The organism is Planktothrix mougeotii LEGE 06226 (assembly GCF_015207485.1).
Lineage (GTDB): Bacteria > Cyanobacteriota > Cyanobacteriia > Cyanobacteriales > Microcoleaceae > Planktothrix.
This window is the reverse complement of record NZ_JADEWU010000006.1, coordinates 119420-138402: the sequence shown is the minus strand read 5'-3', so window position 1 is coordinate 138402 and position 18983 is coordinate 119420. Positions and strand designations below refer to the sequence as shown.

At 37.8% G+C, this 18983-nt stretch carries 16 protein-coding genes; 6 read left to right on the top strand and 10 right to left on the bottom strand.

The genetic code is table 11. The features are described 5' to 3' along the window. Positions 1-269: 269 nt before the first annotated feature. Positions 270-2843 carry an EAL domain-containing protein gene (locus IQ236_RS04840; protein ID WP_228041423.1) on the top strand — a complete coding sequence of 858 codons (2574 nt, stop codon included), beginning with the start codon at positions 270-272 and terminating at the stop codon, positions 2841-2843. A 42-nt stretch (positions 2844-2885) separates the two neighbouring features. Here IQ236_RS04840 and IQ236_RS04835 read toward each other — a convergent pair whose 3' ends face one another. From IQ236_RS04835 to IQ236_RS04820, 4 genes are all read right to left on the bottom strand, one after another. Then, positions 2886-3479, bottom strand: a complete 594-nt coding sequence (locus IQ236_RS04835) for a DUF4276 family protein (RefSeq protein WP_193868209.1) — start codon at positions 3477-3479, stop codon at positions 2886-2888. Continuing rightward, positions 3476-4663 (bottom strand): AAA family ATPase, encoded by a 1188-nt coding sequence (locus tag IQ236_RS04830; protein ID WP_193868208.1) that lies wholly within the window; start codon positions 4661-4663, stop codon positions 3476-3478. Before IQ236_RS04830 ends, IQ236_RS04835 begins: the two co-directional genes overlap by 4 nt. Before the next feature lie 228 nt (positions 4664-4891). Next, positions 4892-6469, bottom strand: coding sequence for a sodium:solute symporter family transporter (locus IQ236_RS04825; protein ID WP_193868207.1), 1578 nt, complete (start codon positions 6467-6469; stop codon positions 4892-4894). Positions 6470-6472: 3 nt separating this feature from the next. Then, positions 6473-6748 carry a DUF485 domain-containing protein gene (locus IQ236_RS04820; RefSeq protein ID WP_083626695.1) on the bottom strand — a complete coding sequence of 92 codons (276 nt, stop codon included), beginning with the start codon at positions 6746-6748 and terminating at the stop codon, positions 6473-6475. 306 nt (positions 6749-7054) lie between these two features. Between IQ236_RS04820 and IQ236_RS04815 the strand changes: the two genes are divergently transcribed. Continuing rightward, positions 7055-7705 carry a DUF938 domain-containing protein gene (locus tag IQ236_RS04815; RefSeq protein ID WP_193868206.1) on the top strand — a complete coding sequence of 217 codons (651 nt, stop codon included), beginning with the start codon at positions 7055-7057 and terminating at the stop codon, positions 7703-7705. Positions 7706-7722: 17 nt separating this feature from the next. On the opposite strand, the gene IQ236_RS04810 is transcribed toward IQ236_RS04815, so the two are convergent. From IQ236_RS04810 to IQ236_RS04800, 3 genes are all read right to left on the bottom strand, one after another. Further along, positions 7723-8841, bottom strand: coding sequence for a helix-turn-helix domain-containing protein (locus IQ236_RS04810; protein ID WP_193868205.1), 1119 nt, complete (start codon positions 8839-8841; stop codon positions 7723-7725). A gap of 102 nt (positions 8842-8943) precedes the next feature. Continuing rightward, entirely contained in the window at positions 8944-10128 is a 1185-nt protein-coding gene (locus IQ236_RS04805; RefSeq protein WP_193868204.1) for a CapA family protein, read from the bottom strand. 139 nt (positions 10129-10267) lie between these two features. Next, the gene (locus IQ236_RS04800; RefSeq protein WP_193868203.1) at positions 10268-11062 is read right to left on the bottom strand and encodes an ABC transporter ATP-binding protein; all 795 of its coding nucleotides are present in this window, start codon (positions 11060-11062) and stop codon (positions 10268-10270) included. 317 nt (positions 11063-11379) lie between these two features. Between IQ236_RS04800 and IQ236_RS04795 the strand changes: the two genes are divergently transcribed. Beyond that, positions 11380-12546, top strand: a complete 1167-nt coding sequence (locus IQ236_RS04795) for a GIY-YIG nuclease family protein (protein WP_193868202.1) — start codon at positions 11380-11382, stop codon at positions 12544-12546. A gap of 115 nt (positions 12547-12661) precedes the next feature. Here the strand turns inward: IQ236_RS04795 and IQ236_RS04790 are convergent, their stop codons facing one another. Continuing rightward, complete coding sequence (locus tag IQ236_RS04790) at positions 12662-14041, bottom strand: YegS/Rv2252/BmrU family lipid kinase (RefSeq protein ID WP_193868201.1); 1380 nt, start codon at positions 14039-14041, stop codon at positions 12662-12664. Between the two features lie 619 nt (positions 14042-14660). Here IQ236_RS04790 and IQ236_RS04785 point away from each other — a divergent pair. Beyond that, positions 14661-15077 carry a hypothetical protein gene (locus IQ236_RS04785; protein WP_193868200.1) on the top strand — a complete coding sequence of 139 codons (417 nt, stop codon included), beginning with the start codon at positions 14661-14663 and terminating at the stop codon, positions 15075-15077. Between the two features lie 9 nt (positions 15078-15086). On the opposite strand, the gene ruvB is transcribed toward IQ236_RS04785, so the two are convergent. Continuing rightward, on the bottom strand, positions 15087-16220 hold the full coding sequence (gene ruvB / locus IQ236_RS04780) for a Holliday junction branch migration DNA helicase RuvB (RefSeq protein WP_193868199.1): 1134 nt from the start codon (positions 16218-16220) through the stop codon (positions 15087-15089). A gap of 131 nt (positions 16221-16351) precedes the next feature. On the opposite strand from ruvB, the gene IQ236_RS04775 reads away from it, so the two are divergent. Together IQ236_RS04775 and IQ236_RS04770 are read left to right on the top strand one after the other, a co-directional pair. Further along, entirely contained in the window at positions 16352-16519 is a 168-nt protein-coding gene (locus IQ236_RS04775; RefSeq protein WP_193868198.1) for a hypothetical protein, read from the top strand. A 41-nt stretch (positions 16520-16560) separates the two neighbouring features. After that, positions 16561-18174 (top strand): HEAT repeat domain-containing protein, encoded by a 1614-nt coding sequence (locus IQ236_RS04770; RefSeq protein WP_193868197.1) that lies wholly within the window; start codon positions 16561-16563, stop codon positions 18172-18174. 164 nt (positions 18175-18338) lie between these two features. Here IQ236_RS04770 and IQ236_RS04765 read toward each other — a convergent pair whose 3' ends face one another. Then, complete coding sequence (locus tag IQ236_RS04765; protein ID WP_193868196.1) at positions 18339-18824, bottom strand: allophycocyanin subunit alpha-B; 486 nt, start codon at positions 18822-18824, stop codon at positions 18339-18341. Positions 18825-18983: the final 159 nt, after the last annotated feature.

Sequence of the window (18983 nt, the reverse complement as noted above, 5' to 3'; positions counted from 1 at the left end):
TTAGCCTTAAATACAACGACAAAATTGAGAAGTTGTTCCAAAGGAAATTAGAATAGAAGGGAATAAGGGTGTGAACTATAAAAGATGAGCTTTGTTTAGAATACACCGAACCCAGAATTTCCAGTGATAGAAAAGATTTCCTGTAAATTATACCCAAAAGGGGAATTTACTTAAAATGGTTTCTTATTGTATTTTACCTTGAATTCATGTTTTCTCGAAAGCTCAGTTTTCTCGAATCTTGGGTTAAGATGCGCCATCAGGTGTCTGGGATGCTTAGGGACAAAGGCAATATCTTACCAACCTCAGTGCGGTTATCCCCAGCTTTATTAACCAGTTTAATTGTCACCTTGTTTGTGGTGGGATGTCAAAAATTAGGAGGGTTAGAATCCTTTGAATTAAGGATGTTTGATGCCTTCGTTTGTTTGCGACCCATTCCCGACCCTGACCCTAATTTATTAATTGTTGCGATTACTGAAGAGGATATTCAATCTCAAAAAAAATGGCCTCTAACTGATCGGGTTTTAGCGCAGGTTTTTGCCAAAATTCAGCAACATCAACCGGATGTTATTGGGTTAGATTTATATCGGGATTTACCACAAGAACCGGGGGGAAAAGAGTTATTAAAGCAGTTAAAAGCAGATAATGTAATTGTGATTACGAAAATCGGAAATTCTAAAAATCCGAGTGTTCCACCTCCCCCAGGAATTGAGCGAGAACGAATTGGATTTAATGATTTAGTTTTAGATGCTGATGGGGTGGTGCGTCGGCAATTATTATTTGCCAGTGGTCAAGATGATCAAACAGTTTTTGCCTTTTCTTTACAGATGGCTTTAACTTACTTAAAAAATCATGGAATTGAACCTAAAAATAATAGCCGTCATCGTGAATATATGGAACTGGGAAAAACAACATTTTTTTCTTTGAAATCAGGAGATGGAGGTTATGGAAATATTGATGATCGAGGTTATCAAATTCTGCTGAATTATCGATCTCCAGAAGTTGCCCGCATTGTGAGTATCAGTGAAGTTTTATCCAATCAAGTTAACCCAGATTGGGTTAAAAATAAAGTCATTTTAATTGGAACAACAGCCCCTAGTATTCCCGATGCTTTTTTAACACCTTATAGTATTAAAGCTGCGGAGAATTTTAAAATGCCTGGGGTATTAATTCATGGTCAAATGGTGAGCCAGATTATTAATGCTGCCTTGAATAATCCCGCTCAAAAAACCCATTTAATTCTAGGGGATCAAATTCTCCTTCCCCGTTCTAATTTATTTGTATTCTTACCTCAATATTTAGAAATAGTATGGATTGGAATTTGGGCAATGGTGGGAGGAATATCAATGTGGCGGATTCGTCATCCTCTCCATCAAGGGTTAGCTTTAATGGGGGGAATTTTGAGTTTATTGGGAACCAGCTACGGACTGTTTTTATTCAATGCTTGGGTTCCTATTATTGCTCCTCTTTTTTCCTTATTTTTAGCAGGAACTGGCGTTATTGCCTATAAGCAAATTCACAATTCTTTGCATGATTCTTTAACACAACTCCCCAACCGTACCTTATTTTTAGACCGGGTGGGATGGGCGATTTCAAAAACAAAACAGTCTCAATCTCAATGTGCGGTTTTATTTTTAAATCTTGATCGATTTAAGAGAATTAACGATAGTTTAGGATATGAAGCCGGAAATCAACTCTTAATTGAAATGGTGCAACGGATGAAAACTTGTTTGAGAAATCAAGATCTGATTGCTCGTTTAGGAGGAGATGAATTTGCCATTTTAATTGAACAATTAAAACCTCCTCAAAATGCAGTGTTTGTAGCCGAACGTATTCATAACGCTTTGCTCTCTCCGTTTCAATTAAATCATCATGATATCTTCATGAGCTTAAGCATTGGCATTGCCTTAAGTGAAACGGCTGAAAATAGGGCAGAGTATTTATTAAGAAATGCCCATACTGCGATGTATCGTGCTAGAAGTTTAGGCAAAGGTATGATTCAAGTTTTTGAACAGACCATGCACGTTAATGGAATTGAACAGTTAAAATTAGAAACCAGTTTAAGATTAGCCTTAGAACGTCAAGAATTTGTTTTATATTATCAACCCGTTATTTCCTTAAATTCAGGACAAATTGTTGGGTTTGAAGCTTTAATTCGTTGGCAACATCCCGAAGAAGGATTAATCACCCCAGAAGGGTTTATAGCAGTTGCAAAAGAGACAGGATTAATTGTCCCGATGGGGAAATGGGCAATTCAAGAAGCCTGTTATCAATTAAAACTATGGCAAGAGCAATTTCATTGGCAACCTGAATTAATTTTAGGGGTTAATTTATCGGCTAGACAGTTTGTTCAACAAGATTTAATTGAACAAATTCAAGAGATTATTCAACAATCTCAAATTAATCCCACTGGATTAAGATTGGAAATTACAGAAAGTGTGATTATGGATGATGTAGATGCTACCATTAATCTATTAAAAAAATTAAAATCTTTAGGATTAAAGCTGAGTATTGATGATTTTGGAACCGGGTTTTCTTCCTTAAGTTATTTACCTCGATTTCCCATTGATACAATTAAAATTGATCGGTCTTTTGTTGGACAAATGGAAGTGGATGAAGGCGGAGAAAATTTAGCCATTGTTCGCACGATTATTCGGTTAGCTCATGCGTTAAATAAAGATGTTGTGGCTGAAGGAGTAGAAACCGCTTATCAACTGGCACAATTACGTTCCCTCGGTTGTGAATATGCTCAAGGGTATTTCTTTCTTAAACCTGTTCCTGCTGATATTGTGACCGCTTTTGTAGAGTCTCATCCTCAATGGGATAGCAACCATCAAGACAGTTAGGACGCTAGATGCGATCGCTCTATAGCAGTTACCAAAATATGATCACATACTTTTTTGCGATCTGATAATTTGGGTTTCTAATAACATTTTGATGCCTTGCATAAAAACCTGAAAACTTTTAGATTTATTATCGGTTAGAGATAGATAAGGAGCGATTTGTTTTGAGTGAGTAGCTGAGTAATATTCTGGGACTAAATTTTTGAGTTCCTGTTTAGCACAGTTAAGTTGATCAGGATTACGGTATTTTCTCTTATTTTGTTGTTGACTCAAACTATTCGGTTTAAGATTATAGGCTTTTTCTACCGCCACCAAATCCCCTAAAAACCACGATTCTAACTCATGACAAATAATCCTAATCATGGGGGTATTTTGTCCAGCCGTTTGACAAATTTGTAATAATTCAGCCTTAAGTTTTTGGCAATTATGAGAATCTTGATCATGAACTATGATAAATTGAGTATGGGGGCTGGTTTTGAAAGCTCTAATTTTAATAGGAATAGATTTAGCTAAGTCTTGTTTACCTTGATGAGCAATACAAATAAATGAAATTTGCTCAGGAATGATTTTTGGTAAGATTTCTTCTAAAACATTTTTCATCGAAGGTTCTTCTAATAAAAAAATTAAGTCATAACTCATGAAGGTGCAACTCCTTTAAACCAACCTTGATTCCATAAATAGCCAGGTAAATCTCCTTCTGCCACTAATTTTCTGAGGATTTCGTCATCTGAGGCTTTAGACATTTTAGTGATCCCTTTTTCTTTGATTAGCCAAAATATACTGTCTAAAGGAACCGCATTTAAAAAGTCAGGGGAATGGGTAGAAACAAAAACTTGTCCTCCTCTATTCGCATAACTCGCAAATTCTTCAGCAAGTTCGGTTAAAAGAGTGGGATATAATTGGTTTTCTGGTTCTTCAACGCAAAGTAAAGGGTGAGGTTTAGGATCAAAAAGTAAAATTAAATAGGCAAACATTTTCATTGTGCCATCAGATACATAACGATCAATAAATGGATCTTTAAATGCTTCATCTTGAAATTTTAAAATTAATCGCCCGTCTTCTGTATCTTTGGCTTCTACTGTAGAAATACCAGGGACTCTTTCTTTTATTCTAGTTAATATGGTTTGGAAAATCTCAGGATGTTCTCGATATAAATATTGTGCAACGATTGCTATATTATCCCCAGTAGGAGAAAGATGTTCAGCATAAAGTGCGTCTTTACTGCCCCATGATCTGCTAATATGAAAGTCGGAAACGTGCCAATTTTCGATCAGGGAACGAAAAGCACTAGCGGCTTGAAAACGTTGAAATTGTCCTAATCCTTTAATAGCTAAAATATCATTGGATTGTAGTTGTTGTTCTTCTCTTTGTAATTCTTCATCGGGTTGACTAAAATTTTCTTCATTGGTGATCGCATAACCTTTACCTTTGCTAAAATTAAGGAACTTATAGGGAGAGCCATATTCACCGCGTTCATAAAGCAATATTTCTCTTTGGATCAGGGGTTTTCGATTTTCTTGTCCAATAATCAATATATAAGTAAAAAGTCGTTTTTTACCTAAAAGATCCATCTGAAATTGTAGCTCTATTTTTATATCTTCTTTTTCTTTGCCTCTGGTAACAACTTCTCTGTAACCGCCTCGAATTTGCAGAGCTTGACGAATGTTATTTTTTAAAGCATCTTGCAAAAAACCAAAAATATCAAACAGAGTTGATTTCCCGGTACCATTAGCACCGATTAACACACAAAAAGGGGGAATATTCTCTACTTCCAAATTCTCAAAAACTCGATAGTTTTTGATTCTGATACTGGTAATTTGCATAATTATATTTTACAAGTAACTTGACTGATAGTGATCTATTATATATTATTCCCCATTTCTCATCTTTACCAAATCGTTATCTGAGCGCTCTCATCTCGCCACATCGGATTCCCTTTTTGGATGTCAAAGGGTAAGCTTGCTATATTTATACGAATTATCAAAAAGTAATTGCCTTTTTATCAATCTCTATAAAAAGGCAATTACTAACTTTTTCTCAATCGTTGTTTTCTACAATTCTACATCAATATCCTGGGCGGGTAAGGTGGAGGGAAATTGTAAATCGCTAATATGAATCAATTGCTCAACTTCTGCAAATTTGGTAAAAGCTTGGCGATCGCTTTTTAGCAAAGAAACAATAATTCCTACGGCAAATGATAACGGAATGGTGATTAAACCGGGGTTTTTAAGCGGAAAAATGGCTTCTGTATGTTTGAGTAAATCGATTTGAATGGTGGGAGACAAATAAATCAAAAACAAAGAAGTCAGTGTTCCGGTAATCATACTCGCAACAGCACCATTTGTGGTAAATCGTCGCCATAAAATTGACATCAATAAAGCGGGGAAATTACCACTCGCTGCGATCGCAAAGGCTAAACCCACCATATAGGCAACATTTTGTCCTTTAAAAACGATTCCCAAAATAATTGCTAAAGCCCCTAAAAACATCGTGGCGCCCCTAGCAACTTTTAATTGTTCGGTTTCATCCGCCGAACCTCCGCGCACCACATTCACCCATAAATCATGGGATAAAGCTGCCGCACCGGAAAGGGTTAATCCCGCCACAACTGCTAAAATGGTGGCAAAAGAAACCGCCGCAATAAACCCTAGTAAAACGTTCCCTCCCAAGACTTCTGCTAACATCGGGGCTGCCATATTTCCCCCTTTATCAATGGCTTGAATCTGCTCTCGACCTAATAAGGTCATCGCTCCAAAACCGAGGATAAAAGTTAGCAGATAAAAGAAGCCAATAAACCAACTGGCATACATCACGGATTTCCGCGCGGCTCTGGCATCGGGTACGGTATAGAAACGCATTAAAATATGCGGGAGTCCGGCCGTCCCAAACATTAAAGACATCCCTAAAGAAATGGCATCTAAAGGATTAGCAACTTGTTTCCCTGGAGCTAACACTTCCGGCCCATATTTTTGGGAAGCGGCGGCAAATAAATTGAAGGGATTAAAACCAAATTTTGATAAGACCAAAACGGTTAATAATATCGCACCCCCCAATAACAAAAAAGCTTTGATAATTTGTACCCAGGTGGTTGCCATCATGCCGCCAAAAATGACGTAGGCTAACATGACACCGCCGACAATCATCACGGCTAATTCGTATTCCATCCCAAACAGTAATTTAATTAAATTACCCGCCCCCACCATTTGGGCAATTAAGTAGAAACTAACTACTGATAAAGTGCCAATAGCTGAGGCAATTCTCACCGGGGTTTGACGCATCCGATAGGCAACTACATCGGAAAAGGTATAGGTGCCTAAATTTCGCAGGGGTTCAGCAATTAAAAACATGACAATTGGCCACCCGACTAAAAAGCCAATGGAGTAAATTAATCCATCAAAACCATTCAGGGCGACTAAACCAGCGATGCCTAAAAAACTCGCCGCACTCATAAAATCGCCAGCGAGGGCTAAACCATTTTGAAATCCACTAATTTGTCCGCCGGCGGTGTAAAATTGTGCAGTGCTTTTTGTATGGGAGGAAGCCCAATAAGTAATCCCTAAAGAAGCCACAACAAACAGCAGGAAAAATACAATAGCGACGGGGTTAAATTGTCCGAGAGTCGTTGACATGGCTTAATCCTTAATGAGGTCTTCAATTTTGCGATCGTAATAGTTATTAGTCCAGCTAACGTAGAAGTAAATTAATACCCAAGCTGAAATAATCACTAAGGCTCCTAACAAAATGCCCCAACTTAAACCGGGCATAATTAAAGACCCCATTAAGGACTTATTGAAGGCCACTAATAAGATAAATCCGAAGTAAATAAACATCATGGCTAATGTTAAAGCCAAAGATACTCGCCATCGTTCTTCAGCGAGTTGAGTTAATATTTTGTCTCTATCGTCCATTTTTATGTCCCTGAACATGAGGGGAATTATATCGGAAGATGTACCTATTTTTGAATCAGGGATGAGAAAGAATTTGCTTTTCTTAATGAAGTTTTGTAAAATCTACTTTACATTTATTGATATTTGGATTGAAACCCGATGAATTTATGAAGACTAAAGGAGCACTTGACCCAGTTTTAAATTCGTTAGGGGTTCTGTCTAATGACTAAATCTTAAATACTGACGTTGAATGTTATCCAGAATGGTAAACTCAACTCCTAAACCTCTTAATTGTCAACTTGCACTATTCTAATCCTAATTACCCTCATGAATATTTCCAACAACTCTCGCCAGTATGCTCCAGCAACAGAACGGAATCAACACCCTATTTTAGAGGTTTTAAAACAGGTACTTCCTCCCACAGGAACAATTTTAGAAATTGCCAGTGGAACAGGACAACACGCTGTATTTTTTGCGCCTCAGTTGCAACCCCGCAAATGGCTACCTTCAGAAGTTAACCCTATGTTGCGAGAAAGTATTTTAGCTTGGCAAACTGATTGTCCCTCGGATAATTTATTCCCCCCTTTAGAATTAGATGTGCAGAAATCAACTTGGTTAGTTGAAGATCCCGATTTAAAATTGCCCTTTTCTTTGGCAGAATTCCCCATTACTGCTATTGTTAATATTAATATGATTCATATTTCCCCTTGGTCGGCTTGCTTGGGATTAATGGCAGGTGCAAATCGAATTTTGCCATCCGGGGGAATTTTATATTTATATGGGGCTTATAAACAACAGGGAAAACACACTGCACCCAGTAATGAAGTCTTTGATACCTCGTTACGATTATCTAACCCAGAATGGGGAGTGAGAGATTTAGAAGCAGTTGTTGAAATAGCAACCTTAGAAAATTTACGGTTAGTAGGAATTATCCCCATGCCCGCTAATAATTTATCGGTGATTTTTGAGAAAATTTAGGGTAAAATTTAGAAGAACTAAGCGCTCACACCATCCATCATTTCAGGAGGAGAAAAATCTAATCCAATCTGAATTTGATTGTGGTCTGATTGCCTTCCTGGTATAGGAGTTGATGATTCTTGTCGATGAGATTGGGGCGATTTTTGTTCTAATAAATTTTGAATATCAGGGGGAAGGGTTACATCAGGAACACTTTGTTGAGATAACCAAGCAAAACCCCCCATAGAACCTGCTAAAATAGCGGCATAACCTAAATATAAATGCACTGAATTGAGATAAAATTCTGAATCAACATCGACTTTAGACCCATATTGTCCAACCTGTCCGCTAAATTCTAAACAGGGAAAAGACGCTGCTATTTTCCCACCTTCTAATCCTAAAGCATTCGCTACCCGACAAATAAACCCTCGAATATAAATATCTTCTGGTAAACGCTCAAGTTCTCCCTGTTCCAAAGCTTCTAAATGATGCAGGGGAACTAAAGTAAAATAGTGCATTTGTTGTAAACTCAGGTGATAGGATTCTCTCGCTTTTCGCAATTCTTCCCCAATTTCTTGTAAATAAATTTTTTGCTTTTGATGAATTTTCTGATTAATTTCAGCTTGAGTCAGGGGTTGACGTTTAGATTGGACTTGCGAGGTATTATCCCAGGAAGAAATATCAGATGAAGTCGAGGTTTCTTCTGAGGATTCAGAGGTTGTATTTGGGGGTTGATATCCAGCAATAAAACCGAGGGGAGAAACAACCGAAATCTGAACTTCGGGAGGAGTAGATTTTGTCTTTTTTGGACTTTGTTTTACCGATGATGGGGAGGAATAATCTGAGGAAATGGCGGTAACAGAAATAGACTCATTCACCGAAGGAGATTCTGTTGTACAGATAATTGCTGTTTCTTGTTTCGCAATTTGTTTTAAAGCGAGTTGAATGGCTTCTCGTCCCACCGCTTTAATGACAATTTCGGCTTTACTAGCCGCTTGTCCTAACATTTTTTGTAAGCTTTTTAAAGCAATATTATAAACTTCACTACAATATAGTTCTGCTTCAATTTGATGCACCAGAGAGCGTAAACTGTCAGGAGACACCTCTGTTGTTGTCGGTGCTGTCACACCAAAACCTGTTACCGGATTTAGTTCCATACTTTCTACTCCGCCTCAGTACCACCTATCTGAGTTCTTTCTTCTATGGTTTGATTCTGATTCCGGATGCGGAGAAGAAAGTGTCTTGAAGGAACCGGATTTCTATTGAAAAGAATGGAGATGACGATTCATATTTTTTAGGTCGGTTTCTAACTGTTGATAATCCGATGGCGATAATAAGGGGTGTTTACGAGTTTTTAACACCTGTTCAATCGGAAGGACACGAAACTGATATTTTCCTCCTTGGCTATAGCGATGTACCCAAGTGGGTATGGCTTTAATCTCTTTAATTTCAGTAGTTTCATCAGGAAATTTTTTCAAAACCTTGACTTTAAAAATTACCCCCAAATCTCGATATTTTTCCCGTTGATTGGAGATAAAATTCCCCATAGAATAAATTACAACTGCTTTTTTCGGTTTTTCTGATTTCCCTGTTTTTTCAATAATTTGATAGGGTTGAACAACATGAGGATGACTCCCTAAAATAATATCAGCACCTGCATTGACTAACTGTTTAACTAAGGCTTTTTGTTCAGCATTAGGTTGACGCTGATATTCTAAGCCAAAATGTAAAATAACAGTAACAATATCAACCCCAGCTTGACGAGCTTTAGTAATATCTTGGGTGATTTTTTGAGGATTAATTAAGGAAACTAAATAATTTTTACCTTTGGGAATGGGAATACCATTTGTTCCATAGCTATAGCCTAAAATTGCCATAGAAATATTATTTTTTTCAACGATAGTGATTTTGGCTGCTTCTTTCGCTGAGGTCGCTGTACCGATGGGAATTAAACCCCGTTTTTTCACATTTTCTAAGGTTTTTAAAACCCCTTTTTCGCCTCGATCTAAGGAATGATTATTGGTGGTAGAAATAATATTAAACCCGGCTTTTTTAATCGCATCAGCTAAGGGATCTGGAGCGTTAAATAACGGATATCCCGTATACCCCGTTTCTGGGCCTGATAAAGTTGTTTCTAAGTTACCAATAATCCAATCTCCAGAGGATAAAATTCCTTTAACTTCGGTAAAAAAGTTATCATAATTATAGGTTTTTGTAGTCGGGTTATAACCGGATTTAATTTGAGCACCGTGCATCATAATATCACCCACAGCCACTAATTCTGCTTCTTTTGTATAGGGTTTTGGAGGTTCAGTAGCCGTGACTTCAGCGATGGCTTCCGATTGTTTTGTTTGAGTTGTATTGCGATCGCAACCCCCTATCAAAACCAGAAAACTGCTCGTTAATAGGAAAGTAATTAAGCGAAGTTGTAATCCTAAATTCATAAATTCATCCTTAATAATGATTGAATCCTATTTTAATTTCCGATGAATCGCAACTTTAACCCTGTGGCGGTTAAAAACTATCGTTCCCCTTAAAAATATCTTCTGGGATTTTACCATATTTTTAATCACAAAGATGAATTTATCCCAATAAAAGGGCATCATCTGTTAAAGACTCCTGTTGCTGTTCTTCAAATAAATGCAGTAAATCGGTAACGGTTAAACCCTGACGTTCTGAACCAGAAATATCAAAAATAATTTGACCTTCATGTAACATTAATGTGCGATCGCCTAAATCTAAAGCTTGGCGCATACTATGAGTTACCATTAAGGTTGTTAATCGGTTTTCAGCCACAATTTCACGGGTTAATTGTAGAATATAATTCGCCGTTTTAGGATCAAGGGCGGCTGTATGTTCATCGAGGAGTAAAACTTGATGGGAAGCTAAGGTTGACATTAATAAACTTACCGCTTGACGTTGACCGCCGGATAATAATCCCATGCGATCGCCTAAACGATTTTCTAACCCTAAATTTAACCGTGCTAAACGGCAGCGAAATTCCTCTCGTAAGCGATGATTTAAAGCAGAACGAAACCCCCTAAAGCATCCTCGACGATAAGCTAACGCTAAATTTTCTTCAACAGTTAAATTCGCACAGGAACCCCCTAAAGGATTTTGAAAAACTCTTGCCACAAATTTTGCTCGTTTTGATGTTGACCAAGTGGTTACTTCTTGATCATTAATCCAAACTTTACCCGCATTCGGAAGAATATCCCCTGTTAAAACATTCAATAAGGTTGATTTACCAGCCCCATTGCTCCCAATAACAGTAATAAACTGACCTTCAGGAATTGTTAAATTAATATCCCTGAGTGCTTGTTTTTCTAAAGCCGTCTTTTGATTAAAAGTAACATGAATAGAGTGGGTTTTAATCATGGTTTATATTGAACAAAAGTTTTGATCTGCAATTTATCTATTATAATGAAGTAATGAACAGCTATTTTCGGCTGATAAGCGCAATGACTGTTGGTTTACCCGTTCTGGTTCCGCAGTTTAACATGACCTAGCCCTAGTAGCTAGATGACTTGATCGAGTCTGATGATCTCGTTAACAATACAGATCATCAGATAACCAGACTCAACTTTTGTCAACACTTATTCTAATTTTGAATACCCTAGAAATGAGATAAAATTAAATCTAACCTTTGACAATAAAAGCCATCTATTCAGATCATAAATGAGGTTTAAATTAAGATGACAGAGTTAGAGAGCAATATCTATCTATTACAAGCAGAAGGAACAAAACGATTTAAAATTGAAAGATCTTTGCAGGTATTAACCCGGAATCAAATTCTTAATGATCAAATTCCCTATGCGTTAAAAGTCATTGAAGTTTTTAGCACTCCTGATCCTCAAAAAGATGAAACAAAATTGCATGAAATGTTTGCCTATCGTCGCTTACAAAGTGATTGGTTTGAATTTGATTCTCCTGAATATGCAGCCCGGTTAATTCACGATTATTTTCGTCTACGTCAAGAAACTCATCACCAAATTAGTACCCTTTCCCAACAATTAAAATCGGCAACTCAAAAATTAAAAAATACAGAAGAAAAATTAAATCACCTAGAACAAGACTATCAAAAATTGCAACAGGAACGAGATCACCTGTTTCAATTTAAAGTTGCAATTCAAAGAGATATGACCCGCATTTTATCTCGTTTAGAATCTCATGGATTGAATGGAAATAGTATTTATACTGAACAATCCTTAAGACATAGCGCCATGAGTCTAATTCGTTATCGCTTAGGAGTTGCCCAACAAAAACGTTGCTTACAGTTAGGTGATACTGTGATTATGGTGGGGTTTTCTTTGTTTGAATATGAAACTAAATTTGAGCAATTCAAAAGCTGTTTAGACAAATATTCTATTACCGCCGAGGAAGAAAATACGGTAGATACCTCCTTCTTAGAAGCAGGAGTTCCCCTGGGAATTTATTTTACAACGGATAAACCCTATGCTCGTTTAGAAATTGAAATACCTCGACGATATTGGGCTTTACCGGGGATGGTTCCTGAACTGTTTAAAGAATTAAAAGAATTTGGGTTTGAAGCCCGTTATTGTCGCTTAGTTCATATTGAAGAAGACGGAGATACAGGAGAATTAGGGTTTATTCCTTGTGATAGTTTAGATGAAATTTGGCATCAAGTTTTAACTCAAATTAGACCATTAGGAACCCAAACTTTATTACGTCAACAAGGAAGTTTAATTGAATTAAGCCCTGAAAGTACCCGTGTCGGTGTTACCAGTCGAACCTTACTCAAAATGATTCAAGATAAAATCCCTCATCTGGAATCTGCTTTTGAAGAAATATTAGGAATTCGCTTTTGTGTCAATGTTGAATTAATTAGTGATTCTCCTTAAATTATCTTATCTTTAAATTTTCCACCAAGGGAATAGTTTAAGAACTTCTCTTTGAATCACTTGATAGACTCTCGGTTGATGGTAATTTGTGTTAAAGAGGGCGATCGCTTATTTCTTAAAGCCCTGGCTTTTCAAGGGGGAGGATCTCCCCTAAGCTATTCTCTATTTGATTAACTTCCATCTCAACCTCATTCAAAGTTGCAACTTCTTCAACATTTGGTACAGCAGAAATTGCAGGAGTCATAATTTTTAATCCTTTAGGAACACATTCTACTTCTATCGGTGTTGTGCCAATAATTTCCCCATCTAAAACTACTTTTTGAGGAGGATTAGTTGAAATTTTAAGGCGTTGAGTCCGAAAGGCAATCATATTATCTCGTTGAATTTCTGTTTTCAGTAAACCCGCCCCTAATAAACGCACCATTCCCGCCAAGGCTTGCATTTTATCGACAGGAGAGGTATACATTAAAACTTCTAACAATCCATCATCAGGAATCACCTGACCTAATCCTTGTGCTAAAACAGAAGTAGCAGGAGCAACATTGGCAACCGTAATCGCGGCGGCTTCACATTGATTGATTTCACCATTAATTTCTATTTCCGTTTCAAAGTCTGTTTGTTCGTTTAATTGTTGCCATCCTGCCATAATATAAGCTAACGGCCCCCAGCGTTTTTTCGTTTCTCGATCTGCTTTACTCACCGTTTCGGCTTCAAACCCAATTCCGGCTAATAAAATCATCGGTAAACCATTACAATTTGCCACATCAATCGTGCGGATTAATCCGGCAATAATCACTTCACAAGCCCCCTGAAGATTCGTCGGAATTCCCAACGCCACCGAAAAGGCATTAGCCGTGCCTCTGGGGATAATTCCTAATGGAATATTGGTATTAATCACCGCTCCTGCTACAGCCGAAACTGTCCCATCTCCCCCCGATGCAATCACTAAATCAACTTGTTGTTCTACCGCTTCTTTTGCTAATTCTGTTGGATCAGTTTCCGGTGTTGTTAAGTGAACTTTTAAATGAAAATAAGGTTCTAATAATTGTCGAATTAATAATAAATCTTGATTAGCATTTCCTACCCCTGAAACGGGATTAAAAATTAAATACGCAGAACGAGTTCGGCGCAGTTGCACAATAATTGCTTCTGCGGTTCCAATATTACTCGCCATCGGAATATTGTAGATATTGCAAACTCGGAGTAATGTTAAAAGCGGTAACTCAGAAAAAGTCGTTTGGGTGGGTTCTACTAAATAAATAACCGCAGCAATCTCTTCCCCTGCAATTATTTTTGAGGCGATGACCATATCCCCTGCTTGTCGCAGAGGTAACACTGTCTCAATCCTTAACCATGTCCTCTGTTTTAAAGCACCTGCAAGATTGTCTAAACCCATGAGGCGGTAATGGGATAGGACATTCTCGTGTTGAGTTATAAAATTCACGAGGGTTTCTTGCTGAGTCTCATCAGCGAGTAGGGCAATGATCGCAGTCATAATTTAACCCTTATTTTAATTAAGACTATGATATCGTGGATTGCCTTGAATCTACCTCTACCCTTACAACTGTACAGCCTTAAAAAATTGTACCCTCAAAAAGAAAAAAACTCCGTGATTCCACAAAGGTGTGATTTCACGGACTTTTGTCCCCTGGTATAACAATCGGTGAATTTACTAATTATGTTTGCATATCCATCCGGGAAGGAGCGGAGTGATTCATCGATTTCATGGAATCTTTACAAAAAATCCCCCTTATTTGAATTTTTGATAAAGCTTATTTTAATTTTTGATCAAATTAAAGTTCTCAGTTTAACCTTCTGAAGCGATCCCATCACCGGGCAAAATCTTCAACCTGTTTCGCTGTTGAGTCAATTTCAGCCTGTACCGTTTTTTATCAAACTTTTAAGATCAACAAACATAGTTGATTTCAAACACTCTCAATGAGCTTCTTAATTTTTTTACTAAGAAACATAATTTCCAAAAACAGTATTTTATAACTTCAGATAGATGAAAATTGAGCTATTTAATTTCACAGTATTGAATAAGGAATGTATTTCTATATTTTATCAAAAAATGATTCCAGGTTAACTTTTAGCAAACCGATCAAAAGGTGATTATGCAGCGTTTAATTTTGACCTTAAAGCAATTGAGTATAAGATGGGCGATCGCCGTTATTTTAGTGGGGTTAATCTGGGTTGGGGCTGGAATTTTTAGCACTCCTGCTTTTGCTAAATCACTCACTCCAGAAGCCGACTTTTATCATGTCCAAGGGGGAAATACTGAGAATTTAGATTTACAAAAAGCCTCTGATGCGGCTAAAAATGCTTCTGAAAAAGTATTTGATCAACTCGATACTACTAAAAATGTAGTCGGTAAAACCGAAAAAAGGAAAGCAGCCATTGAAGATGCTAGAAAAATCGCTCATAAAAAGTTAAATGATCAAGCAGACCGAGCTAAAGCAGCAGAAAATCCTGATGCTTCTTTAGGGCCCAATGACAAGCTATTTTATAAAGGATTACAAGGGGAATTGTAAACTTTAACTTTAACGATTTTCAGGATGATCAAATCCTAAATGTTTCCACGCCGCAGGTGTCGCCACACGACCCCGGTTTGTGCGTTGAATAAACCCAATTTGCATTAAATAAGGTTCATAAACTTCTTCAATGGTTTGGGTATCTTCCCCCGTAATTGCCGCCATTGTTTCTAATCCCACTGGCCCGCCTTTAAAGTTTTCAATCATGGCGGTTAACATATTGCGATCTGTCCAATCTAATCCCATCGGATCAACATTAAAAACTTCTAAGGCAATATTAGCAATTTCCGCATTAATTTCTCCCGTACTTTTGACTTGAACATAATCTCGAACTCGACGTAATAACCGATTGGCAATTCGAGGCGTTCCCCTAGCTCGTTGAGCAATTTCGATCGCTCCTTCTGAGGTAATGGGAGTATTTAATAATTTGGCAGTGCGTTGGACAATTAAACTTAATTCATCAATTTCATAAAAGCGTAATCGTTGAATAATTCCAAAGCGATCGCGTAACGGAGCCGTTAAGGAACCTACCCGTGTTGTTGCTCCAACAATTGTAAAGGGTTTTAAAGGAATACTGCGAGTTTTTGCCGATCGCCCTTGACCAATGGTAATATCTAATCGGCAATCTTCCATCGCCGGATATAAAATTTCTTCCGCAACTTTTGATAAGCGATGAATTTCATCAATAAATAATACCTCTCCGGGCTTTAAACTGACTAATAATCCTGCAATATCACGGGGTTTTTCTAATGCGGGAGCCGTTGTAATTTTACACGTTACCCCCATTTCCGACGCTAAAATCAGCGACATAGTGGTTTTTCCCAACCCTGGGGGGCCATATAATAATAAATGATCTAAGGGTTCCTGACGAGATTTTGCAGCTGCGATCGCAATGGATAAAACATCTTTTAAATCCTTTTGTCCAATATAATCTTCTAACCGATGGGGACGAATTTTTTCATCCTGTTGACGATTAATTTCTTCCTGGGGTGTAGCTTCTGCTTCTAATAAATAATCCAACTCATCCATCGGCTCCTGAGTCTTAGATTTTCTGGATTTTTTAGCGGCTGGAGTCGTCAACCCAGAGAACTTATCCGAGGGTTCAGGTTCAGGGGACTGCTTTTTGGAAGAAATAATCGCCATAATAGACTTACGCTATATAAGGGCTATAGGTTACAGGTTAGCAGGTTTGGGGATGAATGAGTTCTGATCCTCTCCTGTTCTTCCCTTTCATATTTAACCATCAATTGCGAATAGATTTGAGGAGTTTATTCATGTCTTCCAATTACATCGGTGATCATGCTTTAGTCATGGGGGGGAGTCTGGCAGGATTATTCACTGCTAGAATATTAGCCGATCATTTTGCTCGTGTTACCTTAGTTGAACGGGATCAATTTCCTGAACAGCCTCAACTCTGTCCTCTTGTTGCCCTTTCTCCCTAACTCCCCTTTTTTTCCGGCTTTCTCTGGTCTTACCCAATTTAATGACTAATTTCTACGATGTTGAAACACTGAAAAGACGGCTGCATCAGTTGAGTGATGAACAACTCAAACAAGACTATTTGCGAGGGGCATTAACCTTTGATTTTCTTGCAAAAGTGTTGAAAGAAGTTGAGTCCGAAGACTTGACCCTACGAGTGGTGAGTTTGGCTTTAAAATTAAATGTTATTCAAGGAACATTGTTAACAAAAACTGTTAAACCTGAATTTCAAAATAAAGCCTTTTCTCTGGTCATGCCATTAAATCTTCCCCTGGCTTTTAAAATTCGTTTATTAGCGCAAACTCGTTCACCTTTATTACTTCCTTGGTTTTTTAAAGGATTACATCATCCCAATGAACCTGTTAATGCTTGGTCAGCTTGGGCGATTACTCAAATCGGTCAAGCCGCCGAACCTTTATTATTAAAAGCATTAAAAGATCCCTTACAAAAAACTCGCCTTTGGGCAACTTGGGGATTAGGACAAATTGCCAGTGATCGAGCTATTCGGGGATTAATTGTTGCTCTTAATCATGAAGATAGCCAAGTTCGTTGGCGAGCAGCGACAGCATTAGGTAAAATTAAAAATCGTTTAGCAATCACAAAATTAAGAGAAATTTTAGCTTTTGATCCCGATCATTATGTTCGAGGTCGAGCCGCAACGGCTTTAGGATTTTTAGGAGGAGTATCGGCAATTACAGGGTTAAAAAATGCCCTTGATGATGCTGAATTTTATGTTTATACCAATGCCGTTTATGGATTAGAAACGATTAATGATTCCTTTGCCATTAAGGTACTTTTACAAGCCCTCAATCATCATAACGCCGATGTCAGAACTCGTGTAGTTGAAGTGTTGGGACGCATTGGTAATGAATTTGTGATTAATAAACTTCTGAAAAAAATTCATGATCCCGATCCTTTTGTTCGGGCCAAAGTGGTTGAAACTATTCAATCGATGAATACCCCTTCAACCATTAATGGATTAAAAACCGCTTTAAATGATACGGATGTTTATGTGCGATCTTGGGCAGAAACAGCTTTAGATAAATTAGATTCTTCAGAATCAACAACATTTTTAACAACCTTATTTAATCCTAATATTGTTTCGCCTTATTCCCATTTACCTAAACTTTGGATTTCCTCTAGGGCCGAAGCTAAAAACTATATTTTAGAACAATTTCAAGGCGCCAAGATTGGCTATTTAATTTCTATTGGTAGTCCCGGTAGTGAACTGCCTGAAGGGTTTGATCAAGTTCCGACTCGATGGCGATTAGAATTTGATGATATTGATACGCCTTATCATGATCCTGAATATATTTTACCAAGTCTTAAACATATTTTAGAAGCTTTGCATTTTATGAAATCGGTTCAAGCTAATCAAGGAGATTTATTAATTCATTGTCAAGGGGGAATTAGTCGTTCAACGGCGATCGCATTTATCCTTTATGCCTATCGTTTAGGGATAGAAAAAGAAGAAGAAGCCCTCAACTATATCTTAACAATTCAGCCTCAAGCGATGCCCAATCAATGGATTGTAGAATTAGCTGATATTGTCCTAAAGCGAGGCGGGCGATTAATTCAAGCGCTACGGAATTATCGTCGTTCTTTTCAGAATTCTTGAGGGAATAGGGAATAGGGAATTACGAATTACGAATTACGAATTACGAATTATGAATTATGAATTGGGGAAAACAATTTATCGTTTAGGTTTTAGCTATCTATAAAAAATCTGTGGAGACGCACGCCAGGTACGCCTTCACAGACAGTTGAAACCCATGCTCAAACTTAGGACATGGCTTGAATGATAAAGTCAAAGTAAGGGGCTGCGTCTTTAGCATCTTCGTCATCGAGTAACGCCAGAGACGCTTCTTTGAGACAAACAATGGCTTCTACCATTCCGGGCATGGGAACGCCTAAAGAGTTATACATTTCTTTGACCCCCACCAAACCAATGCTTTCAATGGGGTCTTTGTCACCGGACAGAATCCCATAGGTAATTAAGCGCAGATACCAGCCATAATCCCGTAGGCATAAAGACCGTTCCCGTGAACCTGACGCATTACCACCGGGGGCAATAAAGTCAGGGCGTTTTTTCCACAGTTGGTTACTGGCACGATCTACAATCTTTTTTTCATTATCAGCCAGTGTGGAAGCAATCCGCACGCGCTGTTCACCCGTTTTCAAAAAGTCATTGATGCTTTTAAGTTCACCAACACTGGGATAACGGAGTTCATCATCAGCTTTGAGAATAACTTGGCTAACTACTGTCATCTAAAACCTCAAGAGCTATTAAAGTTTTTCAAGATACCATTAAGTAGTTTAGCGACTCAGGGGGATCTGGGGAAGCAGTTAGTTGTAAATCGAGAGTAATTGGCTGAAATCGGTGTGAACAATCCCCCCAAAATCGTTAACAATTCTTAATTTTTAAGG